Here is a 414-nt window from a genome sequence, read left to right as displayed (position 1 = left end):
ATCAAAGGGTTTGATGAGTGTTCGCCTTATGTGAATGTAAAAGCCTATGAAAACGTTGCTCAGGCAGCGGGTGGCGCGGCATCCACTACGGGTTTTTGGGATGGTCCGCCGCTGGTAAGCGCTGCAGCGTTGGGTGACAGCAACACCGGAATGCATTTGCTGATCGGTTTACTTGCTGCTTTGCTGCATCGCGAAAAAACGGGGCGTGGGCAACGAGTCACCATGTCAATGCAGGATGCCGTATTGAACCTTTGCCGCGTGAAATTACGTGACCAGCAGCGTCTCGATAAATTGGGTTATCTGGAAGAATACCCGCAGTATCCGAATGGTACATTTGGTGATGCAGTTCCCCGCGGTGGTAATGCAGGTGGTGGCGGTCAGCCTGGCTGGATCCTGAAATGTAAAGGCTGGGAA

The 414-nt window shown here is 52.7% G+C and carries 1 protein-coding gene; it reads left to right on the top strand.

Features of this window, described 5'->3' with window-relative positions; genetic code table 11:
* Positions 1-414 (top strand): CoA transferase (locus ACEWB7_RS18170; protein WP_411581113.1); only part of this gene is annotated, 414 nt, incomplete at both ends.

It is taken from the genome of Acinetobacter sp. NIOH-H-8, assembly GCF_046635365.1.
Taxonomy (GTDB): Bacteria; Pseudomonadota; Gammaproteobacteria; order Pseudomonadales; family Moraxellaceae; genus Acinetobacter.
The sequence above is the reverse complement of the archived record's forward strand: the minus strand, read 5'-3'. Positions and strand labels throughout refer to the sequence as shown.